Origin of the sequence: Kitasatospora sp. NPDC056531 (assembly GCF_042794375.1) — a bacterium.
Lineage (GTDB): Bacteria > Actinomycetota > Actinomycetes > Streptomycetales > Streptomycetaceae > Kitasatospora.
In genome coordinates this window covers 34,560-54,456 of record NZ_JBHTTU010000029.1, presented here as the reverse complement: position 1 = coordinate 54,456, position 19,897 = coordinate 34,560, and the positions used below count along the sequence as shown (strand labels likewise).

Annotated in this window: 20 protein-coding genes and 2 tRNA genes; 9 read left to right on the top strand and 13 right to left on the bottom strand. The window is 73.6% G+C overall.

The genetic code is table 11. From position 1 onward, the window contains the following. Positions 1 to 148: 148 nt before the first annotated feature. Both ACFQ87_RS23570 and ACFQ87_RS23565 read right to left on the bottom strand, forming a co-directional pair. Positions 149 to 352, bottom strand: a complete 204-nt coding sequence (locus tag ACFQ87_RS23570; RefSeq protein ID WP_380612766.1) for a DUF397 domain-containing protein — start codon at positions 350 to 352, stop codon at positions 149 to 151. After that, positions 345 to 1,178, bottom strand: a complete 834-nt coding sequence (locus tag ACFQ87_RS23565; RefSeq protein WP_380612765.1) for a Scr1 family TA system antitoxin-like transcriptional regulator — start codon at positions 1,176 to 1,178, stop codon at positions 345 to 347. The genes ACFQ87_RS23570 and ACFQ87_RS23565 overlap by 8 nt, the downstream gene beginning before the upstream one ends. A gap of 109 nt (positions 1,179 to 1,287) precedes the next feature. Here ACFQ87_RS23565 and ACFQ87_RS23560 point away from each other — a divergent pair, with 109 nt between their 5' ends. The 5 genes from ACFQ87_RS23560 (at position 1,288) to ACFQ87_RS23540 (ending at position 3,789) form a co-directional block, all read left to right on the top strand. After that, positions 1,288 to 1,551, top strand: coding sequence for a hypothetical protein (locus ACFQ87_RS23560; protein WP_380612764.1), 264 nt, complete (start codon positions 1,288 to 1,290; stop codon positions 1,549 to 1,551). Next, the gene (locus ACFQ87_RS23555) at positions 1,548 to 1,784 is read left to right on the top strand and encodes a hypothetical protein (protein WP_380612763.1); all 237 of its coding nucleotides are present in this window, start codon (positions 1,548 to 1,550) and stop codon (positions 1,782 to 1,784) included. Before ACFQ87_RS23560 ends, ACFQ87_RS23555 begins: the two co-directional genes overlap by 4 nt. 211 nt (positions 1,785 to 1,995) lie before the next feature. Further along, positions 1,996 to 2,337 (top strand): hypothetical protein, encoded by a 342-nt coding sequence (locus tag ACFQ87_RS23550; RefSeq protein WP_380612762.1) that lies wholly within the window; start codon positions 1,996 to 1,998, stop codon positions 2,335 to 2,337. 399 nt (positions 2,338 to 2,736) lie between these two features. After that, complete coding sequence (locus ACFQ87_RS23545) at positions 2,737 to 3,210, top strand: hypothetical protein (protein ID WP_380612761.1); 474 nt, start codon at positions 2,737 to 2,739, stop codon at positions 3,208 to 3,210. 15 nt (positions 3,211 to 3,225) lie between these two features. Further along, positions 3,226 to 3,789 carry a hypothetical protein gene (locus ACFQ87_RS23540; RefSeq protein WP_380612760.1) on the top strand — a complete coding sequence of 188 codons (564 nt, stop codon included), beginning with the start codon at positions 3,226 to 3,228 and terminating at the stop codon, positions 3,787 to 3,789. A gap of 4 nt (positions 3,790 to 3,793) precedes the next feature. Here the strand turns inward: ACFQ87_RS23540 and ACFQ87_RS23535 are convergent, their stop codons facing one another. Next, entirely contained in the window at positions 3,794 to 4,573 is a 780-nt protein-coding gene (locus ACFQ87_RS23535) for a phosphoribosyl-dephospho-CoA transferase MdcG domain-containing protein (protein ID WP_380612759.1), read from the bottom strand. A 149-nt stretch (positions 4,574 to 4,722) separates the two neighbouring features. Here ACFQ87_RS23535 and ACFQ87_RS23530 point away from each other — a divergent pair, with 149 nt between their 5' ends. Then, the gene (locus ACFQ87_RS23530; protein WP_380612758.1) at positions 4,723 to 4,938 is read left to right on the top strand and encodes a hypothetical protein; all 216 of its coding nucleotides are present in this window, start codon (positions 4,723 to 4,725) and stop codon (positions 4,936 to 4,938) included. 20 nt (positions 4,939 to 4,958) lie between these two features. Here ACFQ87_RS23530 and ACFQ87_RS23525 read toward each other — a convergent pair whose 3' ends face one another. From ACFQ87_RS23525 to ACFQ87_RS23505, 5 genes are all read right to left on the bottom strand, one after another. Then, the gene (locus ACFQ87_RS23525; RefSeq protein ID WP_380612757.1) at positions 4,959 to 8,180 is read right to left on the bottom strand and encodes a S41 family peptidase; all 3,222 of its coding nucleotides are present in this window, start codon (positions 8,178 to 8,180) and stop codon (positions 4,959 to 4,961) included. Between the two features lie 98 nt (positions 8,181 to 8,278). Beyond that, positions 8,279 to 8,914, bottom strand: a complete 636-nt coding sequence (locus tag ACFQ87_RS23520) for a DJ-1/PfpI family protein (RefSeq protein ID WP_380612756.1) — start codon at positions 8,912 to 8,914, stop codon at positions 8,279 to 8,281. Further along, positions 8,914 to 9,885 carry a GlxA family transcriptional regulator gene (locus tag ACFQ87_RS23515; protein ID WP_380612755.1) on the bottom strand — a complete coding sequence of 324 codons (972 nt, stop codon included), beginning with the start codon at positions 9,883 to 9,885 and terminating at the stop codon, positions 8,914 to 8,916. Before ACFQ87_RS23515 ends, ACFQ87_RS23520 begins: the two co-directional genes overlap by 1 nt. Positions 9,886 to 10,143: 258 nt before the next feature. Then, positions 10,144 to 10,217: transfer RNA gene (locus tag ACFQ87_RS23510), tRNA-Lys, on the bottom strand. Between the two features lie 69 nt (positions 10,218 to 10,286). After that, a complete protein-coding gene (locus tag ACFQ87_RS23505; protein WP_380612754.1) occupies positions 10,287 to 11,195 on the bottom strand; it encodes an NADP-dependent oxidoreductase in 909 nt (302 codons plus the stop codon). A gap of 161 nt (positions 11,196 to 11,356) precedes the next feature. Between ACFQ87_RS23505 and ACFQ87_RS23500 the strand changes: the two genes are divergently transcribed. After that, the gene (locus ACFQ87_RS23500; protein WP_380612753.1) at positions 11,357 to 12,940 is read left to right on the top strand and encodes a Na+/H+ antiporter; all 1,584 of its coding nucleotides are present in this window, start codon (positions 11,357 to 11,359) and stop codon (positions 12,938 to 12,940) included. A 176-nt stretch (positions 12,941 to 13,116) separates the two neighbouring features. Then, the gene (gene pgi / locus ACFQ87_RS23495; RefSeq protein WP_380612752.1) at positions 13,117 to 14,778 is read left to right on the top strand and encodes a glucose-6-phosphate isomerase; all 1,662 of its coding nucleotides are present in this window, start codon (positions 13,117 to 13,119) and stop codon (positions 14,776 to 14,778) included. 140 nt (positions 14,779 to 14,918) lie between these two features. Here pgi and ACFQ87_RS23490 read toward each other — a convergent pair. The 3 genes from ACFQ87_RS23490 to ACFQ87_RS23480 all read right to left on the bottom strand — a co-directional run bounded on the left by ACFQ87_RS23490 (position 14,919) and on the right by ACFQ87_RS23480 (position 16,090). Beyond that, positions 14,919 to 14,992, bottom strand: a tRNA-Lys gene (locus tag ACFQ87_RS23490). A 68-nt stretch (positions 14,993 to 15,060) separates the two neighbouring features. Beyond that, a complete protein-coding gene (locus ACFQ87_RS23485) occupies positions 15,061 to 15,618 on the bottom strand; it encodes a bifunctional DNA primase/polymerase (protein ID WP_380612751.1) in 558 nt (185 codons plus the stop codon). A gap of 115 nt (positions 15,619 to 15,733) precedes the next feature. Then, complete coding sequence (locus ACFQ87_RS23480; RefSeq protein ID WP_380612750.1) at positions 15,734 to 16,090, bottom strand: hypothetical protein; 357 nt, start codon at positions 16,088 to 16,090, stop codon at positions 15,734 to 15,736. A 247-nt stretch (positions 16,091 to 16,337) separates the two neighbouring features. Between ACFQ87_RS23480 and ACFQ87_RS23475 the strand changes: the two genes are divergently transcribed. Beyond that, the gene (locus ACFQ87_RS23475; RefSeq protein WP_380612749.1) at positions 16,338 to 16,658 is read left to right on the top strand and encodes a hypothetical protein; all 321 of its coding nucleotides are present in this window, start codon (positions 16,338 to 16,340) and stop codon (positions 16,656 to 16,658) included. 4 nt (positions 16,659 to 16,662) lie between these two features. Here ACFQ87_RS23475 and ACFQ87_RS23470 read toward each other — a convergent pair whose 3' ends face one another. Together ACFQ87_RS23470 and ACFQ87_RS23465 are read right to left on the bottom strand one after the other, a co-directional pair. Continuing rightward, complete coding sequence (locus tag ACFQ87_RS23470) at positions 16,663 to 18,072, bottom strand: AAA family ATPase (protein ID WP_380612748.1); 1,410 nt, start codon at positions 18,070 to 18,072, stop codon at positions 16,663 to 16,665. Beyond that, positions 18,072 to 19,670: a hypothetical protein gene (locus ACFQ87_RS23465; protein ID WP_380612747.1), complete on the bottom strand. Its 1,599-nt coding sequence runs from the start codon at positions 19,668 to 19,670 to the stop codon at positions 18,072 to 18,074. Before ACFQ87_RS23465 ends, ACFQ87_RS23470 begins: the two co-directional genes overlap by 1 nt. Between the last annotated feature and the right edge of the window lie 227 nt (positions 19,671 to 19,897).

Sequence of the window (19,897 nt, the reverse complement as noted above, 5' to 3'; positions counted from 1 at the left end):
GTCGTCCGCTACCTCCCCCACCCCCAGTGCCTGTCTCCCCCCCCCCCTTGGCTTTTTTTTCCCCCCTCCCCCTCCCTCCCCCCCCCCCCCCCCTCGAGACCGCCTCCCCGACGGGAGGAGCGGGGGCTCGGGCGGCTTGCGGGGTGCGTCAGACCGTGCCGAACTCGCCGGCTCGGATGGCGGAGACGAAGGACTGCCAGGCCTCGGCCGGGAAGGTAAGGGTCGGGCCGGCGGGGTCCTTGCTGTCCCGCACCGGCATCTGGCCGGGGAGCCCGTCAGCTACCTCCACGCACTGCCCTTCCTGGACGCTATAGGTGCTCTTGCGCCATGCGACGCGTGTCAGGTCATCCATTCTCAAAACCCTTCCGAACATGGCGGATGAACTCTCGACTCGCTGCCCGGGACAACGCCTCGACTTGCAGTTGATCGTACTCACCGGCCCACTCGGCCAGGGCGTCCGGATCGCGTTCGAGGATGCCCCGCCGCTGCGACTCGGTGTATCCCACGATGGCCCTGTTCGGCATGGCCAGCAAGGTAATTGGATGCCCGAACGGCCGGTCCTCTCCGAGGGAGAATGGGCTGATCTGGATGACGAACTGGGGCTGGGCTGCCAGTTCTTCTAGGCGCAGGAGCTGCTCCACCATGACGTCGTGGCCCCCGATCGGTCGACGCAGGCATCCCTCATCTATGACCGCGTGGACGCGGGGTACCGGGTGCTGGTGGAGACGCTGCTGTCGGTGCAGCAGCATCGTCAGCCGTTCCTCGGCCTGGTGCTGGGTCGCCCATCCCCGGCGAACTCGGGCTTCCTGGTAGGCCCTTGCGTAAGCCGGGGTCTGGAGGAGGCTCGGCACGATGTTGATCTCGAACAGCCGCAACGTCACCGCATCGGCCTCGCTGCGCAGGTACTCGGCGAATCCCCCGATCAGAACGGGCCGCCCCGCGTTGCGCCACTCCCGTTCGAACTGCTCCGGAGTCTCGAAGGCCACATCGAGTCTCCGGGAGAATCGCTCAGTTGGAGGTTTGCGACCAGTTTCGACGGCGGACACGTGTACGGCTGAATACCCGGTGAGTTCCGCCAGGTGCTCCTGCGTCCAGCCGCGCGCCTCTCGTAGCTCGCGAACTTGGGCGCCGAACTTGGCGGCGGGCGAGGACTCCGGATCAAGTTCCTTGCGGTTCACGATCGTTAGTGCTTCTTCCTTCTCGGATGAAACGTTGAAGGCATCGCCGACTATAGACCACAGTTGGCGGCCCTGGGTAGTCGTTTCACTACGGAATGGAGTCGCCGCCGTGACGCGCAAGAAGTCCCCCGCCGCGCCGCCCTATCGCCCGCAGGTCGGCGAGCTGGTCAAGGATGTGACGACCGACCAGAACGTCGTCTACATGGACACCCGAGGCGGGCTCGCCTACGTGCGGCCGGTGGGCGGCGGGCTGGAGCGGACCGTCGACCCCGCCCGCATTCAGCCGCTCCCGGGCGAGCCGACGGTGGTCGTTCACCTCGTCCCCGCCAAGTCCCGTGGCCGGCTCGGCGTCGACAGCGAGGGTGTCGCGTGAACCGCCAACCCGCCGTCGGTGCCGAAGTGTTGATCGCGGTCGGCATCATCGGCGCGCTGAGCGGCGGCGCGGCGGCCGTCGCCACCTGGGCCCTGCCCGGTCCGCCGAGGGTGGCCACGGTGCTGGTGTGTCTGGTGACGTTCGCCGCCGTTCTCATGCTCGGCGTCGTCGCGGCCGGACCGCTCATCCGGCGGGCCACCCGGCGGCGGCTGAGGCGGGACCGCCACCGATGATCGGACCCCCTCCGATCTGTCCCGAACTGGGCTGCGTCACACCTGTCGATCTGCTCGGTGACGCCAACGAGACTGGACGGACGTGGAACTGCCCGAACTGCGGCCGGTGGGGCGTCGCCTGGTCGCCGGCCTACCTGGCGAACCAGCCCTTCGAGGAGCCCCTGGCCGTCCTCGGCCGCAGACGCCGGTACCGGAAGACGGGCCAACCGTGATGCCGATCGCCTCCCTCGGCCGTACCCTCCTCGGCCTGATCCGTGAGCCTCGGATCACCTGGTCGTGGATCTGGGGCGCCTACCTCCAGTTCACGCCGCCGGTCCTGTGGCTCAGTCCCAAGCGGCGCCGAGCGCTCGCCGCAGCGGCACGGATGCTCGCCGAGGAGCGGCACATCCGCGAGATGTGCCGCGAGGCCACCCGGGACGCACTGCACGCCGAGTTGTCCGAGGCGACGGACAGGCTCCACCGGGCGGCGGCGCTGTACGCCCTGGTGCGAGAACCCATCCCCGCGCCCCGCCGTCGGCCTCCGGTGTCCCGGCCGCCCAACCGGCCCAACTGATCTCCCTCGCGGGACGGACGGGGGCCAGCACAGCCCCCCGGGCCGGACACGGTGGGAATGCGACCCTTTGCGAAATAAGGGGTAGGGCGAACCAGCCGTGCCACGGTGCGAACGGGCCAATTGGTTGAACCGGCGGCGTCCCTCGAAGCTTCCGGGATTAGCGTCCAACTGTCTGCCACGCGACTCAGGCAGGGGGCCTGGGGGGGGAGTTGCGGCAGTCGAAGGGGGAGAACTGTGAGGCTTTCACACTTCCGTCGAGCGATGACCGTGGGCGTGGCGGCATGCGCGCTCGCGGCGGCTTGCGCCGGTGCTGCTCAGGCGGCTCCGTCGGGCGGCCCGGTCACGTCCACGGCGCAGGCGTCGAAGCACGTGCCACCCGCCGGCGCGAAGGTCGTCAAGATGACGGTCCGCGGAGTTGACCGGAAGGTCGCGGAGTCGCACGGCTTCAAGGTGGTGACCGGTTCGGACGGCAGCCAGCACGTGGTACCGACCGTTTCGGCCACCAACCCGGACGGCAGCCCGTACAAGGCGACGTTCAGCCCCAATAACGTGGTCGAGGGGAACTGCGGCGACTCCTACCTGTGGGTCCATGCCGTAGGCGGCTACGTCTCGGAGATCGAGACCGGCTTCGACCTCAACATGGGTGCCGTCGCGTACCACTGGCAGGTCAACAGGTCCGACAACTGGGGCTCGGACTCCTACTCGTGGGGTGGCGGCCTGGGAGTGGACACCTCCTGGCACGGTGAGTGGGACGTGAGGAGTGGTGGAGCGACCTGGGAGACCGCCGGTGTCGTTCCGTCCAGCGACGCGCTGCTGTGGGACGGGGAGATCTGCGCCAGCGGCGGCCCCAGCGACACCGAGTGGATCTTCTGACGGGAGAATGACCGGATGGTGACGATGTCGGGCGCGCCGTGGTCCGTGACCTTGGACTACTCGCACGACGCGGCCTTCGCGCTGGTGGTCCGTGACGCGCTCGGCATCACCGATCCGCTGGGCCTGGCGGCGGTCCACCCGCCCCAGGCCCTGACCGTCGACCCGGCGGTGCGGGCCAGCAGCGGAATCGACCAGCTCTGGCAGCACTGGTGGAACCGCGTCACCTCCCCCGCTCGGCGGGAGGAAACGGGCCTCCCGGCGCTGCCGGACGGCCCGCTCGGCCGTGTCGTCGAAGAGAACTTCACCGTCCTTCACCAGTGGAGTGCCGCGCGTAAGCGCGAGGTCGCGCACGCCAGCAAGCCCACCGGGGCCACACCCCGTGTGCGGGACGTGTTGCGCGAGTACGAGCGGACCACCGGCATCCGGCTGGGCGGTTTCCAGCTCCGGGTGACAGCACTGCCCGTCGCCGGCTCCGTATTCCTCCCGCTCGACGATGACAGGGTTCTCGTCAGCATCGCCTTGCTGATCGACCGGGCGGAGTATCTCCAGCAGGTCCTGGCGCACGTCAGCAGGGCTTAGCCGCTCACAGGTACAGGCCCCGGGGGAACCACGGGTCGTGGACCTCGCGGGGCCCGTAGGGCGTGAGCAACGTGAAGGTGTGCACCCCCGCCGCGTACTCGGCCAGCTGCACCGCGCCGTAGCGGGTCTCCAGCTCGGCCTGCACCGGCACCGGCAGCTTGCTCAGCGCCCGCCGCAGCTGCAGCGCGTCGCGCCGACTCACCGGATGCGGGGCGCGCAGCACCAGCCGCAGCGGGCTGAGCGGCCCGGCCACCGGGACTCCGGTGCCCAGTTCGTAGCCGACCGCGCCGATCGGGCCCCAGGCGAGGCGGTGGTCCGCCACCAGCCGGCCGACCTCCGGCAGCAGGGCCAGCGCCGGGATCTCGGCGACCCTCCCCGGATCCAGCCGCGCCCGCCGTTCGGCCAGCCGCTCGGGCCGCAGCGTCCGGGCCACCGCCGCCCAGGGGGCGAGCGCGTCCAGCCGCTGCCCGGGGCGCGGGCCGCGCGCGGTCACCGGGATCCAGTGCTCGGGCGCCGCCTCCGGGTCCCGGGTGCAGCGCTGCGGATGCGGCACGTCCATCGGGGCGCCGACCACCGAGGGCGCCCGGCCGACCGTCACCCACGGGTGCGCCCGCAACACCGCCCGCGCCCACTGCGGCAGCTCGCCGCCCGCCAGCGGGCGCAGCGAGCTGGGGCACTGCATCAGCAGCAGGTCGTGGGTGCCGGGCAGCCGCCCGTCCAGCGCGGCCAGCGGACCGATCCGTCGGCGCGGTCCGTTGTGCAGTTCCTCGGTCGAGTTCCTCACACCGCCACCCTCCGCCTGCGGCACGCCCCGGGCTACGGCCCTTGGGCGCGTTCCACCGGGACCAAAGGCTCAACGTGCATCCGTGAGCCCCCGGTGTGAGAGTGGTGGCAGCCCGGAATTCCGTCATTCCGTCCGTAGGAGGAGGAGTCATGGGCATCTTGGACAGGTTGCTCCACCGGCCGCCCCACCATGAGGACACCGGCCAGGAGGCCGCCCAGCGCGCGGCCCTCGCCCACGACGAGGCCGCCGACGCGTTCAGCGACGACATCGAGCGCACCCGCGAGGTCGCGGAGAAGCGGGCCCAGGAGGAGGCCGACCGGCGTGCCGCCGAGGACATGACCGCGGAGGGCGACCCCTGGGGATGAGCCCCGGGTGACGCCGAGCGTCACCCGGTCCGCGGCGGCAGCGGCGGGCGCCGCAGGTCCGGCCGGGGGGTCTCGGCCGGCGGGGGAGTGGCGGCGGGCGCGTCCTCCAGTAGCTCCAGCGCCAGCCGGACGGCGGTGCGCAGCTCCGGGTGCCGTCCCCGGGCCCAGTCCTGGGGCGCCCGCAGCGCGTGCACGTCCGGTTCGACGCCGTGGTTCTCCACCGACCAGCCGAGCCCGCCGGTGAACCAGGAGGCGTTCTTCGGCACCGAGATCTGGGTGCCGTCGCCCAGGGTGTGCCGCCCGGTCATCCCGACCACCCCGCCCCAGGTGCGGGTGCCGACCACCGGCCCGAGCCCGAGCAGCTCGATGGCCGCGATGATCACGTCCCCGTCCGAGCTGGTGGCCTCGTCGGCGAGCGCCACCACCGGGCCGCGCGGGGCGTTGCGGGGCCAGCGCACCGGCTGCCGGTCGCGGGTGAAGTCCCAGGCGAGGACCCGCCGGGTGAGCTTCTCCAGGACGAGTTCGGAGACGTTGCCGCCGGCGTTGCCGCGCACGTCCAGAACGAGCGCGGGCTTGTCCAGCTCGCGGCGCAGGTCCCGGTTGAACTGCGCCCAGCCGGAGCCGCCGAGGTCCGGGATGTGCAGGTAGCCGCACCGCCCGTCGCTGAACTCCCGTACCAGGGAGCGGCGTTTGACGACCCAGTCCTGGTAGCGGATGGGCCGCTCGTCGGTCAGCGGGGTGACGGTGATCCGCCGCACCGGGGCGTCCGGGCCGCTGCGCAGGCCGATCTCCACGGTGGTGCCGCCGGTGCCGGCCAGCATCGGGAGCGGGCCGCGGAGCGGGTCCACCCGCCGCCCGCCGATCTCCAGCAGCTCGTCGCCGTCCCTGACGCCCTGGGCGGCGAGCGGGGCGCGGGCGCGGGGGTCGGAGGTCTCGCCGGGCAGCACCCGGGCGAACAGCCAGCGGCCGTCGGGGTCGCGGTGCATGGTGGCGCCGAGCAGGCCGAGCGGCTGCTGGGCGAGCGAGGGGCCCTCGCCGCGCCGGGACGGGGTGACGTAGGCGTGCGAGGTGCCGAGTTCACCGAGGAGCTCACGCAGCAGGTCGGCGAAGTCGTCCGGCCCGGCGATCCGGTCGAGCAGCGGCTCGTACTGGGCGACCAGGGCCGGCCAGTCCAGGCCGGACATCCGGTCGTCCCAGAACTGGTCGCGGACGATCCGGGCGGCCTCGTGGTACGCCTGGCGCCACTCGGCGGCGGGGTGCACGGTGTGGGTGATCCGGCGCAGGTCCACCGGCATGCCGGCGGAGGGGGCGCCGACCGGGACGATCCGCAGGGCCCCGGCCGAGTAGACCGCGATCGAGCCGCCGTCGCCGGAGACGGCGTAGCCGTCGAGCTTGTCGACCAGGGTGGTGCGGGTGCCCCGGGCCAGGTCGAAGTACTCCAGCGAGGGGCGTCCGGAGGTGTCCTCCGGGCTCATGAAGGTCTGCCCGAGGGTGCCGGAGATCGGCCAGCGCAGCCAGACCAGGCCGCCGCGCACCGCGTCGGTGGCCGAGTACTTGGAGGCGATCACCGGGAACTGCAGCAGCCGCTCGCCGATGCCCTGCGGGTCGACCCGGACGGTGCCGTCGCCGCCGCCGTTGCCGCGCGGGGCGCCGTCCTCGGCGGGCGCGGCGAACGGGGAGGGCGTGTCGGCGGTGAGCGGGACGAGGTACGGGCGGCAGCCGACCGGGAAGGAGAGGTCGCCGGTGTGCACGTCGTGGACGGGGTCGAAGCCGCGCCAGGAGAGGAAGGCCAGGTAGCGGCCGTCCCGGGTGAACACCGGATACTCGTCCTCGAACCGCCCGTCGGTGACCTCGACGATCGGCGCGGGCGCGTCGGCGCGGGTCAGCCGGATGCGGCGCAGCGAGCGCCCGGCCACCGGCTGGGACCAGGCGATCCAGTGCGAGTCGGGGGAGAACCGGGCGCTGGAGACCGGCCCGTAGTCGGAGGCGGCCAGCTCGCGCACTTCGCCGTCGGCGGCCGAGACCAGCAGCAGCCGCCCGTCCGAGGCGGCGGCGGCGAGGTGGGTGCCGTCGGGGGAGGCGGTGAGTTCCAGGACCCGGCCGAGCTTCCCGGCGGCGAGCACGCGATGGCGGTGCTTTTCGGTCTGCTCGTGCCCGGGCAGCGGCATCACCTCGATCGCGTCGGCGTCCTGCGCGTCGGTGATCCAGGCCGCCTCGCCGGTGTGCCCGAGCACCACCGGCAGCCGGGTCCGCACCCCCGGGGTGTCGGCGAGCGCGCGGGCCGGGCCGTCCTTGTGGGTGAGCCAGTACTGGCTGCCGCGCACGGTGATCACCCCGGCCCGCCCGGTCTGGTCGCAGGCGAGGTCCTTGACCTGGGAGGCGGCGTTGACCTGGTACGGGCGGCGGCCGGCCCGGGCGCCGCCGAGCGGGACGTGCAGCCGGCGCGGGGCGGGGGCCTCCAGGCTGTCGAGCAGCCAGAGGTCGCCGGCGTGCTGGTAGACGATCCGGGTGCCGTCGGTGGCGGCCTCGCGGGCGTAGTAGGAGGCGTGGTCGGTGTGCCGGCGCAGGTCGCTGCCGTCGGGGCGGCAGGAGTAGACGTTGCCGATGCCCTCGTGGTCGGAGAGGAAGGCGATCCGGTCGCCGGGGGGCTCGCCGACCGGCATCGGGGAGGCGAGGTGGCCGGTGTGCCCGGGCAGGATCAGCTCGCCGTCCACCCAGAGCCGGCCGGTGGCGCCGCCCCGGTAGCGCTTCCAGGAGGCGGGTTCGTGCGGGGCGGAGCCGGTGAGCAGCACGGTCCGGCGGCGGTCCGTCTGGGCGTCGCGGACCGGCCCCCAGGGCATCCGGTGGCCGGGGGAGCCGTCCGGCGGGAGGGCGTGCGCCCAGGTGTAGTGGCCGAAGGGCTCGTGGAAGGAGGTGACGGCCAGCACCTCGCCGTCCGGCAGCCAGCCGCGCACCCGGGTGTCGTGGCTGCCCCAGAAGCTGAGCCGCCGGGTCTCGCCGCCCTCGACCGGGGCGGTCCACACCTCGGGGGTCAGGCTGAGCCAGCTGGTCCAGGCGAGGGTGGTGCCGTCGGGGGAGAAGCGGGGGTTGCTGACCCGGGTGCGGTCGCAGCCGACCCGCCAGGCCCGTCCCGTTCCGCCGCCGTCGGCGTCCAGCGGGGCGATCCAGACGTCGTCCTCGGCGATGAAGGTGAGCAGGTCGCCGTACAGGTGGGGGTGGCGGAGGTAGCCGGGCGGGGTCACCCCTCCATCCTTCGGCGGGGTGTCACCCCCGGCAACCGGGGCGGTCCCGCCGGGGGCGTCCCGAATCGCGCGGGGGCATCGACACCGCGACGCGGCGGCTAGCGCAGCAGCAGCCGGTTCGCCCGCAACTCGTCGGCCAGCCCGGCCGGGGCGGTCGAGATGTGGCCCGCCGAGTACGGGGGCTGCGGGTCGTACTCGATGAGCAGTTGGATCGCCTCCGCGGTCCGGTCCCCGGCGATCCTTCCGGTCAGCGTGAGCGCGAGGTCGATCCCGGCCGAGACCCCGGCCGCGGTGGCGTACTTGCCGTCGACCACGATCCGGTCGGTCCCGGTCGGCTCGGCCCCGAACCGCGGCAGCTGGTCCAGGCAGACCCAGTGCGAGGTGGCCCGGCGGCCCTGGAGCAGTCCGGCGGCGCCCAGCAGCAGTGAGCCGGAGCAGACCGAGGTGGTCCAGGTGGTGGTGGCGTCGATCGCGCGGACCCACTCCACCACGGCCGGGTCGGTCAGCTGGGCCTCCGTTCCGGGCCCGCCGGGCACCAGCAGGACGTCGGCGGAGTCCACCTCGTCCAGGGCGGCGTCCGCGGTGAGCGCCAGGCTCCTCATGTCGGTGCGGACCGGGCCGGGCCGGGCGGCGGTGAACACCACCTCGGCGCCGGGGATGCGGGACAGCACCTCGTACGGGCCGACGGCGTCCAGGGCGGTGAAGTCGTCGTAGAGCAGGAAGGCGATGCGCATCAGTGTCCTCCAGCGGGACCGGGTCGGAAGCGGCGTCGGTATTCCGTGGGCGGGGCGGCCAGGGTCCGGACGAAGGCGCGCCGCATCGCCTCCGGGGTGCCGTAGCCGCAGGAGCGGGCGATCTCCTCGATGCCGTCGTCGGTGTCCTCCAGCCGCCGCCGGGCGGCCTCCAGCCGGACGCCCTCCACGTACCGGCCCGGGGTCACCCCCACCTCGGCGGCGAAGGCCCGGGCGAAGTGCCGTGGCGACAGCGCCGAACGTCCGGCCAGCGCCTCGACCGAGAGGTCGGCCTCCGGGTGTTCGACGATCCACCGCTGCACCTCGCGCAGCGGCTGCCGGGCCGCCACCTGGGCGGCCAGCTGGGTGCTGAACTGGGCCTGGTTGCCCGGCCGGCGCAGGAAGACCACCAGGTGACGGGCGATCAGCAGCGCGGCGTCCCGGCCGAGGTCCTCCTCGACCAGGGCCAGTGCCAGGTCGATCCCGGCGGTGACCCCGGCCGAGGTTGCGATGTGCCCGTCCCGGACGTGGATCGGGTTCGGGTCCACCTCGACGTCCGGGAACCGCCGGGCCAGTGCCTCGCAGTACGCCCAGTGCGTGGTCGCCCGGCGGCCGGCCAGCAGTCCGGCCTCGGCGAGCAGGAAGGCGCCGGTGCACACCGACACCACCCGCTCGGCCTGACCGGCCAGCTCCCGGATCCGCGCCACCAGCGCGCCGTCCGGCCCCTCCGGGCCCACCCCGCCCGGAACCACGAGGGTGTGCACCGGCCCGACCTCGGCCAGGTCCGCGTCCGGCAGCAGCCGCAGCCCGCTGCAGCCGCGCACCGGGGCGCCGCCGGGGGAGGCCGTGGTCACCCGGTACGCGCCCGGCTGCCCGGCGGCCGCGCCCGCTCCCGCGAACACCTCCACGGGGCCGGTCACGTCCAGGCTCTGCACGCCCTCGTAGAGGACGACGACCACGCTGCGTGCTCTCATGCGACCAGCCTGTCAGCGGGCCGCGGCGGCAGCAATGACCTGCTTCCCACCTTTCCTGCCACCGCACCGACCGCCCCGAGCCGACCGCCCCGAGCCGAAGGGGCGCGCCGGTGCCGAAAGGGAGGAGTGACAAGCGAGGTACGAGCGTCGGAGCGACGACCGTCGGCGCCGGGCCAGGAGCGCCCTGGAGGAGAACGGGCGAGTAACCGCAAACGCCGGAAGGCCCTTCGCTCTCGCGAAGGGCCTTCCGGCTGTCTGTGCGCCGCCAGGGACTCGAACCCCGGACCCGCTGATTAAGAGTCAGCTGCTCTAACCAACTGAGCTAGCGGCGCTTGCTGACGTGGAGAACATTACCTGGTCAGCGGCCGAAACACACAATCGGCCCGGACGGCCCCGCCCGCTCAGGCGGTCAGCACCACCTTGCCGCGGACGTGCCCGGTGGCGACCAGGCGGTGGGCCTCCGCGGCCTTCTCCAGCGGCAGCGCCTCGGCGACCTCCAGCCGCAGACCGCCCGCCTCCCACAGCCGCACCAGCTCGGCCAGCCGCTCGGCCGTCCGCGGCGCCCGCAGCCCCCGCACACCCAGCCGCTCGGCCCCCGGGTAGTCGACCACGGTGCCGATCCGGTCCTTGTCGGCGACCAGCTCGACCGAAGCCGCCAGGGCGCCCCGCCCGGCCGCGTCGAAGGCCGCGGTCACCCCCTGGGGCGCCGCCGCCCGGACCCGCTCGGCCAGCCCCTCGCCGTACGCGACCGGGATCGCGCCCAGCTCGCGCAGGTACTCGTGGTTGCGCTCGCTCGCGGTGCCGATGGCGGTGGCGCCCCAGGCCCGGGCGAGCTGGACGGCGACGGTGCCGACCCCGCCGGAGGCGCCGTGCACCAGCAGGGTGTCGCCGGGGCCGACCCCGAGCTGGGCGAGCGCCATGTGCGCGGTCTGGCCGGAGGCGGAGAGCGAGCCGGCCTGCTCCCAGGGCATCGCGGCGGGCTTGGCCACCAGCTGGGCGGCGTCCACCGTGACCAGCTCGGCCTGGCAGTCCAGCACCCGGAAGCCCAGCACCTCGTCGCCGACCCGCCAGCCCTCGGTGCCCGGGCCCAGCCGGTCCACCACTCCGGCGAACTCGTTGCCGAGCGTGAACGGCGGCTCGACCGCCAGCCCCGGCGGCCGGAACCCCTCCCGGATCGCGAGGTCCACCGGCTGCACCCCGGCGGCGTAGACCCGCACCCGGACCTCGCCCGGTCCGGGCTCCGGGTCGGGCACCCGGGTGACCCGCAGGACCTCGGGACCGCCGGACCGCACCACGGTGACCGCCTTCATGGGGACACTCCTCCCGCCAGCTCGCTGTTCGAACGTCCCCGATCCTCGGACGTGAAGTCCGCTTGAGGTCAAGCCACCGTTCGGCGCGTCTCCACGTATGGGCGCATTGTCAGATTTATCCTGGGCGGCGCTCAGCCGTCCGCCGTCGAGAGGAACCGCCCGTGGGCCAGCTGCCCCTGTTCTTCCTGGTGCTGCTCGCCTCCGTGGTGACCATGCCGCTCGCCCGCAAGACAGGGGTGCCGCAACCGGTCCTGATGACCCTGCTCGGCATCGCGATGGCGCTCGTCCCGCAGATCCCGGACGTCTCGCTCGAACCCGAGCTGATCCTCCCGCTGGTCCTGCCGCCGCTGATCTTCGCCGTCGCCCGGCGCTCCTCGGTCCGCTACTTCAAGGCCAACATCCGCTCGATCCTGCTGCTGGCCGTCGCCCTCGTCGTGGTCACCACGATCGCGGTCGCCGGCACGGTGCACTGGCTGCTGCCCGCGTTGCCGCTGGCCGCCGCCATCGCGGTCGGTGCGCTGGTCTCCCCGCCCGACCCGGTCGCCGCCGTCGCGGTGGCCGGCAGCGTCGGCCTGCCCCGGCGCCTGGTGGCGATCCTGGAGAGCGAGGGCCTGTTCAACGACGTCACCGCGATCGTCATCTACTCGCTGGCCATCGAGGCCATGGTCAGCGGCGACTTCTCGGTCGGCAACGCGGTGCTGCGCTTCGTCCTGTCCGCCGTGCTCGCCGTGGTCGTCGGCGTCGCCCTCGGTTGGATGAACGCCAAGCTCGCCGAACGCCTGGACGACCCGACCCAGCAGGTCGCGCTCAACCTGCTGGTGCCCTTCGCCGCCTACGCCCTCGCCGAGGAGATCCACGGCTCAGGCGTGCTCGCCGTCGTGGTCTGCGCGCTCTACCTCGCCGAACGGGCCGCCGACGCCGACGCCGTCTCCTACCGGCTGGTCGGCAACGCCTTCTGGGAGGTCGTGGAGATCCTGATCACCGGCGTCGCCTTCGGCCTGATCGGCCTGGAGCTGGCCACCGTGCTCAAGGAGGCCGGCAAGGGCTGGACCGGCTTCATCGGCGACGCCGCCGTGGTCATCGCGGTGGTCGTGGTGGTCCGGTTGCTCTGGCTGCTGCCGGCCGGCTGGGTGTCCCGGAAGCTGCGCCGCGGCGACGACGAGGACACCCCGTTCAGCTGGAAGGAGAGCGTGATCCTCTGGTGGTCCGGCATGCGCGGCGTGGCCACCGTCGCCCTGGCCCTCGCCATCCCGCTCACCTTGCACTCCGGCGCGGACTTCCCCGAGCGCGGCCGACTGGTCTTCATCGCCTTCAGCGTGGTGCTGTTCACCCTGCTGGTCCAGGGCCTGAGCCTGCCCTGGCTGGCCAAGCGGCTGGAGCTGGACATCGACCAGGACAAGCACGAACAGGCCGTGCGTCAGCTCTGGTGGCGGGCCGCCAAGGCCGGGCTCAGCCGGCTCGGCGAACTGGAGGAGCAGGACAGGCTGCCCGCCGAGGTCGCCGACCGGCTGCGGGACCGTCAGCACGACCGGCTGGCCCGGCTCTGCCCGGAGAAGTACGCCGAGGAGGACGCCGCCGAGGCCAAGCTGCGCCTCGCCCAGTGGCGGGCCGCCAGGGACGTGGAACAGGAGATGATCGCCGCCTCCCGGCGCGAGATGCTCGTCGCCCGCAGCGAACTCGGCGCCGACCCGGAGCTGGTCGACCAGGTGCTGCGCGGACTGGACCTGAGGACGGAACGGAAGTGACGGGCAGTCCGCGCGCGCCGGGCGGAATGTGCGCGACCGCCCCCGGGGTTGCATAGGCTGAGCCCGGGCAGGCCGTCAACGGAGTCGGCGTACCACCAGTACCCGCACGACCTCGCGAAGAACCCTCACGCCTGGCCCTGCCGGTTTCTGCACCCAGATGAATCGAGGACCCACCGATGTCGGAGACCCGCGCCGACGCCCGCACCCCGCTCGACCGCACCCCGCAGTGGGCCGCCCTGGCCAAGCACCGGGACGAGCTCGGTGAGACCCACCTGCGCGAGCTGTTCGCCGCCGACCCGGAGCGCGGCAGCCGCTACACCCTGCAGGTCGGCGACCTGCACGTGGACTACGCCAAGCAGCTGGTCACCGACGAGACGCTGGAGCTGCTGCGCGAGCTCGCCGCCGCCACCGGCGTCGCCGAGCTGCGGGACGCCATGTTCCGCGGCGAGAAGATCAACAACACCGAGCAGCGCGCCGTCCTGCACACCGCGCTGCGCGCCCCGCGGGACGCCGTCGTCGAGGTCGACGGCGTCAACGTCGTCCCCGGCGTGCACGCCGTCCTGGACAAGATGGCCGCCTTCGCCGACCGGGTCCGCAGCGGAGAGTGGAAGGGCCACACCGGCAAGCCGATCCGCACCGTCGTCAACATCGGCATCGGCGGCTCCGACCTCGGCCCCGCGATGGCCTACGAGGTGCTCCGCTCGTACGCCAAGCGCGATCTGGACGTCCGCTTCGTCTCCAACGTGGACGGCGCCGACCTGCACGAGGCGGTCCGCGACCTCGACCCGGCCGAGACGCTGTTCATCGTGGCCTCGAAGACCTTCACCACCATCGAGACCATCACCAACGCGATCTCCGCCCGCGGCTGGCTGCTCACCGGCCTGGGCGCCGGCACCGAGGCGGTGGCCAAGCACTTCGTGGCGCTGTCCACCAACGCCCAGGGCGTGCAGGACTTCGGCATCGACACCGCCAACATGTTCGAGTTCTGGGACTGGGTCGGCGGCCGCTACTCCTACGACTCGGCGATCGGCCTCTCGCTGATGATCGCCATCGGCCCGGACGCCTTCCGCGAGATGCTGGACGGCTTCCACCTGGTCGACGAGCACTTCCGCACCGCCCCGGCGGAGCAGAACGTCCCGCTGCTGCTCGGCCTGCTCGGGGTCTGGTACGGCGCGTTCTTCGACGCCCAGGCGCACGCTGTGCTGCCGTACTCGCACTACCTGTCCAAGTTCACCGCCTACCTGCAGCAGCTGGACATGGAGTCCAACGGCAAGTCGGTGACCCGCGACGGCACCCCGGTCAACTGGCAGACCGGCCCGGTGGTCTGGGGCACCCCCGGCACCAACGGCCAGCACGCCTACTACCAGCTGCTCCACCAGGGCACCAAGGTGATCCCGGCCGACTTCATCGGCTTCGCCCGGCCGGTCGCCGACCTGCTGCCGGGCCTGGTCGCCCAGCACGACCTGCTGCTGGCCAACTTCTTCGCCCAGACCCAGGCGCTGGCCTTCGGCAAGACCCCTGAGGAGGTCGCCGCCGAGGGCGTGCCGGCCGAGCTGGTCCCGCACAAGACCTTCCGGGGCAACCACCCGACCACCACCATCCTGGCCGGCGAGCTGACCCCGTCCGTGCTCGGCCAGCTGGTCGCGCTGTACGAGCACAAGGTGTTCGTCCAGGGCGCGATCTGGAACATCGACTCCTTCGACCAGTGGGGCGTCGAGCTGGGCAAGGTGCTCGCCAAGCGGATCGAGCCGGTGCTGCTCACCGGCGAGGGCGGCGAGCAGCTGGACAGCTCCACCGCGGCGCTGGTCGCCCGCTACCGCGCCCTGCGCGGCCGCTGAGCCCCGGCCGGGCCGTCCGCTCCGGCGGGCGGCCCGGCTCGTCGGCTCTCGCCCCGGACTCGCCGGACTCACCGGGAACGTCTTGCGACGGGAAACGCCGGAAGGCCCCTTGCTTTCGCAAGGGGCCTTCCGGCTGTCTGTGCGCCGCCAGGGACTCGAACCCCGGACCCGCTGATTAAGAGTCAGCTGCTCTAACCAACTGAGCTAGCGGCGCCTGCTGACAGAGAAGACTCTAGCAGCGGCCGGCGTCCGAGCCAAAATCGAATACCGGTCGTCCTCCGTTCACCCTCCGGTCACGACGGCGGGCTCCGCCGGGGCGGGCGCGGCGGGCTCGCGCGCCGCCCGTACGCAGGCCCAGAGCACCACCGAGGCGCCGGGCAGCCAGGGCTCCCGCTCCTCCGGGGCGACGACCCAGCGGCCGGAGCCCCGGCCGGGGGACTCCGGGCCGTGCACCATCCGCTGGAGCGGCGGCACGGTCACCGCGTCGCCCCTGCCGTGGCACAGCAGCGGTGGCACGTCCCGGGCCCACTCCTCCCAGGCCAACAGCCGGCGCAGCCGGGGCGCCGCGCCGGGCTGGACGAACAGCAGGATGCGCCCGCGGTAGCTCGCTACCGGTCCGCAGCCCGGGCCGGAGGCCCGAAGCTCGTCCAGCACCCGGCGGCCGAACAGCGACGGCATGCTGATCACGTCGAAGGCCCGTCCGCAGGGCAGCACCGAGGGCGCCCACGGACGGGACTCCCAGAGGGCGCGCATGCTGCGCGGGTACTCGCTGGCGGAGGCGAGCCAGGCCTCTCCGGCCACGGTGACGTACTCCACCGACTGATGCGTCCAGATGTCCACGCCCAGCAGCCTGTGCCGTGCGCGGCCCCGGTGTGGCGGAAAGCGCCGTTTGCCGGACAGGGTCGCGGGGCGCCGCGTACCCTTCCGCTTCTGGCATATGCCAGGGGCCAGCCGGTCAGTCCTCGTGGCGCCGCGGCTGGAGCAGATCGCGGCCGTACTCGATCATCTTGTCGGCGTAGTCGGGGGTCCAGTCCGCCCGCTCGGCGATCTCGGTGTTCGGCAGCGCGTCGAACCGGCGCGGGTCGGCCAGCTGTGCGGCGGCGACCGCCTGGAAGTCGGTGGCCCGCTCGGCAGCAGCCCGGAAGGCCAGGGCCAGTTCGGTGGAGCGGCGCAGCAGCTCCGCTGGGTCGTCGATGGACTCCAGGTCGAAGAAACGTTCCGGCTCCGGCTCGGCGGACTGCGGCTCGAACAGCAGCTGCGCGGGGCGCTTGCGCCGGGTGGGCTCGGGCGCCTCGGCGGGGGAGTCGGGCATGGACGGACACCTCCGGGGTCTCGGTGAGAGGGGGGCGGGCGGTCTGCTGCGGGCCGCACCGCCCGGTTGTGGCCGTCGTCCATTGTCTCGCGGCGGCGGCCGGTAACGGAACGGTGCGCGTGCGGGCGCTATTCCCCGGCGCGCGCCGGGGGCGCGCCTCGGGCGCCGCGCATCCGCCGCGTATCCGGATCGCGTGCGAACCGGTTGTTCCCGGCATAGGAGTCGCCCACTGAATCGGGAGTACCCCATGCGCGTACCGAAGGCCCTGTCCGCCTCCGTCCTGTTCGCCGCCGCCGTCCTCGCCCCGGCCCTACCGGTGGCCCCGGTGGCGCCCGCCTTCGCCGCCGAGACGGCGAAAGTGGTCACCGGTCCGCCCAGCGCCCCCGGCGGCGTCTCGACCGCGACCTGCCCGACCGGCACCCACCTGACCGGCGGCGGCTACCGGCTCCAGCCCGATGCGGACGGCCCGGTGCGCGCCAACGGGCCGACCGCCGACGCGACCGGCTGGAGCGCCCAGGCGGAGCGCGGCTCGGTCGTGGCCTTCGCGGTGTGCGAGACCGAGGACTGACGAGCTAGCGCAGGTGGACCCGGTGGCCGCTTAGGTGCTGGAGGACCTGGTGGTTGGCCTCCCAGCCGTCCGGGAAGGCCACCGGGACGCCCAACTGGACCGGCTCGGTGGACGGGTGTTCGTCCAACAGCTCGGCGATCCCGGCCCGGGCCACCACGATGCAGGCGTGCCGGTGCCGGGAGGCGAGCACACAGAGCCGACCGGTCTCCAGGTGGAAGGCGGTCGCGTCCGGGCGTCCGGAGAGCGGGTGCAGCACCACCGTGACGTCGTACTCCCGGCCCTGGAGCCGGTTGGCGGTGTCCACGGTGACGGCCGGACCGGCCGCGCCGTCCACCGGCACGCCCGCCTTGGTCAGGGCCGCCCGGACCGCCGCCGCCTGGTCCCGGTGGGCGGTGCCGACGGCGATCCGGTCCGCGGAGAGCGGGGCCTCGCCCTGCTCGGAGTGGGCGGTCAGTCCGCGCTCCAGCAGCCGCCGGACGGTGGCCGCCACGGCCGCCACCGCCTGCGGGTCGGTCCGTACGGTGTGCCGGGCGGGCAGTTCCAGCAGTGCCCAGCCGTGCTCGGCCGCCCGGTCGATCACGGCGTCCAGCGCCGAGCCGTCGGGGCGGACCGCGGCGGTCAGCCGGCGGTCGTCCGGGCCGGTGCCGGAGCGGAACGGCGTGTACGGGTAGAGCGCCCGCGAGATCAGCGGCGCCGCGCTGGCGGGCAGCCGCCAGGAGACCGGCAGCCGGTGCGGCTCGATCTGCGGGTTGTGCGCCAGCATGGTGACCACGGCGCTGCTGGACGGGTCGTAGGACAGGCCCGCCCACTGCTCGGTGCCGACCACGGTGAACGGGTCCAGCTGGCCCGGATCGCCGACGAACAGCGCCCGCTCGAACAGCCGGGCCACTGCGAGCAGGGCGTCCGAGCGCATCTGGTACGCCTCGTCGACGATCGCGTGCCGCCACGGCGCCTCGGCCCGGACCCACTGCCACTTGGCGGACGTGGAGATCACCACGTCCTGCTCGACCAGGTCGGCGACCTTGTCGGAGGGCGTGACGTTGGCGTGCTTGAGCACCTCCGGGCCGGGCCTGGAGTCCGCCGCGTGCAACCGGCCGATCGTCAACTCCGGTGCCTTCTCGGCCAGTCGGCCGACCAGGTCGTCCACCTGCCCGTTGGTCTGGGCGACGATCATCAACCGCTCGCCGGCCGCCACCAGCTCCCGGGCGGCCCGCACCACCAGGGTGGACTTCCCGGCGCCGGGCGGGGAGTCCACCACCACACCGCGCGGGGCGCCGACCGACGGGCGGACGGTGGCCGTCAGGATGCGGGCCACGGCTGCGTCGGCGGCCGCGCCCGGGGACTGCTCGGGGCTCGACTCGGGTCCGGGGCTCGACTCGGGTCCGGGGGTCGACTCGGGGGCCGGTTCGGCCATCACTCCCACTCCTCGGAGGCGGACGGGGCGGCTACGGGCGCGGCGCCGGGCGGGCCGCCGTGGGTCCACGGGGTGTCGTCCGGCTCGGGCAGCGGCGCGGACTGGCGGACGGTCAACTCGAACAGGGTGAAGGTGACCGGCTCGCCGGGCTCGGGCAGGCTGCCCGGCTCCGGTTCCTTCTTGCGGCCCATGCCGGACAGCACCCGCAGGGTGATGGTGCCCTCGGTGGGCTCGACCGCGACGATCTCGGCCTTCTGCGCCGACGGGCCGTGCACCCGGTGCACCTCCCGGCCGAGGTCCGCGTGCGGGCGGTCGGCGGTGCGCAGGGTGAGCAGCGGGCGGGGCTTGGGGGAGCGGCCGGTGGTGTCCCAGTCCGGCACCACCTCGGTCACCACCCCGCTGAACGCCTCGCCGGACAGCCGGTGTTCGGCCATCGCCAGCGGGTCGTCCAGCGCCTCCTGGACGTCGAGGCGGGCCTGCTCGCGCTCGCGCTGGGCGAGCTTGCGGGCGGCGGTGACGGCGTCGTCCTGCCGGGGCTGCGGGGGCTCGCCGGCCGCGAGGCGGTCCCGGTGGCCGGTGTAGGACCAGCGGTCGCCGGTCCAGCGCTCCTCCAGGTGGCCGGCCGGCGGCAGGGCGCGCAGCAGGTCCAGGCCCCGCCAGACGTCCCGCCAGGTGGGCAGCAGGACGGCGGTCAGCACCTTCGTCAGCTGGTCGACCGCCGAGCGGACGGCCGCCCGGGCGGGCTCCGCGGCGGCCTCGTCCCGCTGCTCGGCGCTGTGTCGTAGGGCAGTGGCGGCCGTGTCGTAGTGGGCGATCGCCGGGGCGAGCACGAACTCGTCGAAGCGCGGGTCGGTGGCCGGACCGGCCGGCGGGTGCAGCAGCTGGCCGTGCTCGTCCCGGCCGCTCTCGGCCAGCTCGGCCGCCCGCGCGCCGGTCAGGCCCGGCGGTGGGTCGTGCCAGGCCAGCCGGGCGGCCAGGTGCTGGTCCTCCAGGTGGCTCTGTCCGGTGGCCCAGTGCCGGGCGAGCAGGCCGGTCATCGGCAGCAGCAGGCTGGAGCCGGGCACCTGGGCGCGGTCGGTGAGATGGGTCAGCCAGCGGCCGAGCAGCGGCACCCGCAGCGGCGCCGGGTAGGGGCCGGGCTCGGCGTCCTCGACGGTGCGGCGGAACCGGGTGGAGCGGCCGATCAGGGCGAGGTGGTGCACGCCCGCGCCGTTGGGCACGATCAGCTGCGGCGCGTCGGAGCACAGCTCGCGGAACACCTGGGTCTTCTCGCCGGTCTCCGGGTCCTTCTCGGAGCCCTCGATCTGCTCGACGTCGTCGGCGAAGGACTCCAGGTACGGCAGCAGGTCGGCGGCCAGCTCGGCCAGGAAGTCGAAGCGCAGGGTGCGGTTGAGCGGCTGCGGCACCAGGTGCAGCCGGGGCGCGTCCCGGTCGGTGCCCAGCATCACGGCCAGCGGCGCGCCGGCCTCACCGGCGGCGGTCAGCGGGATCAGCACCATCGGGCGCTCGGACAGGTGCCGGTGCCGGACGGTGGCCAGCGGCTCGGCCCGCCCGCTGCGGACGGCCTCCAGCCGGGCGAGGGTGGTCAACAGGCTCATGCTCCCGCCTCGCTCCGCTCGGCAGGGGCATTCGCCCACGCGCGCCTTTGATCGATTCGCTCGCTGCGCTCGCTCATGCTCCCGCCTCGCTCCGCGCGGCAGGGGCATTCGCCCACGCGCGCCTTTGATCGATTCGCTCGCTGCGCTCGCTCATGCTCCCGCCTCGCTCCGCTCGGCAGGGGCATTCGCCCACGCGCGCCTCTTGACGATGAGCTCGCTCCGCCCGC